This is a genomic window from Corynebacterium sp. HMSC11E11 (genome assembly GCF_001807025.1).
Classification (GTDB): Bacteria; Actinomycetota; Actinomycetes; order Mycobacteriales; family Mycobacteriaceae; genus Corynebacterium; species Corynebacterium freneyi.
Genome location: NZ_KV787139.1, coordinates 73,808 through 74,027 on the forward strand (window position 1 = coordinate 73,808; position 220 = coordinate 74,027).

The 220-nt window shown below is 62.3% G+C and carries 1 protein-coding gene; it reads left to right on the forward strand.

Annotated features, from left to right (window positions below):
• Window positions 1–220, forward strand: a 220-nt coding sequence (locus tag HMPREF3121_RS12190; protein WP_141743012.1) for an IS110 family transposase, incomplete at both ends; no start/stop codon positions are given.

Sequence of the window (220 nt, forward strand, 5' to 3'; positions counted from 1 at the left end):
TCGGCCTCGACGTCGGCAAAACCGGCCACCATTCCTGCACGCTGACCACCACCGGCGAGAGAATCTACGACAAGCCGCTGCCCCAAGAAGAAGCTGCACTGCTCGAAATCTTCGCGTCCATGCAGGCCCACGGCAGCGTTCTCATGGTCGTCGATCAACCCAACACCATCGAAGTCCTGCCCATCGCGGTGGCCCGCGACTGCGGTTGCACGGTCGGATA